General features: G+C 54.5%; 1 rRNA gene (only partly in view). It reads left to right on the top strand.

Going from position 1 to position 1,194, the window contains the following annotated elements:
• Window positions 1-1,190: ribosomal RNA gene (locus ACIPJ2_RS19185) — 23S ribosomal RNA — on the top strand (its annotated part extends 1,668 nt beyond the left edge of the window); the annotation flags it as partial.
• Between the last annotated feature and the right edge of the window lie 4 nt (window positions 1,191-1,194).

A 1,194-nucleotide genomic window follows, 5' to 3' on the forward strand; every position in this document is an offset into this window, starting at 1 on the left:
CACGTGACCGGATTCACTCCGTGAGCGTTGAAGGCCGCAGAGACCAGTGGGAAGCGACTGTTTACTAAAAACACAGGTCCGTGCGAAGTCGCAAGACGATGTATACGGACTGACGCCTGCCCGGTGCTGGAAGGTTAAGAGGAGGGGTTAGGTTTCGGCCGAAGCTCTGAATTTAAGCCCCAGTAAACGGCGGTGGTAACTATAACCATCCTAAGGTAGCGAAATTCCTTGTCGGGTAAGTTCCGACCTGCACGAATGGCGTAACGACTTCCCAGCTGTCTCAACCGCGAACTCGGCGAAATTGCACTACGAGTAAAGATGCTCGTTACGCGCAGCAGGACGGAAAGACCCCGTGACCTTTACTACAGTTTGGTATTGGTGTTCGGAGTGGCTTGTGTAGGATAGGTGGGAGACTGTGAAGCGGGCACGCTAGTGTTCGTGGAGTCATTGTTGAAATACCACTCTGGTCACTTTGGATGTCTAACGTAGGACCCTGATCGGGTTCATGGACAGTGCCTGATGGGTAGTTTAACTGGGGCGGTTGCCTCCCAAAGAGTAACGGAGGCGCCCAAAGGTTCCCTCAACCTGGTTGGCAATCAGGTGGCGAGTGTAAGTGCACAAGGGAGCTTGACTGTGAGACTGACAGGTCGAGCAGGGACGAAAGTCGGGACTAGTGATCCGGCAGTGGCTTGTGGAAGCGCTGTCGCTCAACGGATAAAAGGTACCTCGGGGATAACAGGCTGATCTTGCCCAAGAGTCCATATCGACGGCATGGTTTGGCACCTCGATGTCGGCTCGTCGCATCCTGGGGCTGGAGTAGGTCCCAAGGGTTGGGCTGTTCGCCCATTAAAGCGGTACGCGAGCTGGGTTTAGAACGTCGTGAGACAGTTCGGTCCCTATCCGCTGCGCGCGTTGGAAATTTGAGAAGATCTATCCCTAGTACGAGAGGACCGGGATGGACGAACCTCTGGTGTGTCAGTTGTTCTGCCAAGGGCACCGCTGATTAGCTACGTTCGGACCGGATAACCGCTGAAAGCATCTAAGCGGGAAGCCGTCTTCGAGATGAGATTTCCATGCACCTTGAGTGTGAGAGGCTCCCAGCAGACTACTGGGTTGATAGGCCGGATGTGGAAGCGGGGACTAACGACCCGTGGAGCTGACCGGTACTAATAAGCCGAAGACTTGACAACACAA

Origin of the sequence: Curtobacterium sp. NPDC090217 (genome assembly GCF_044746705.1) — a bacterium.
Taxonomy (GTDB): Bacteria; Actinomycetota; Actinomycetes; order Actinomycetales; family Microbacteriaceae; genus Curtobacterium.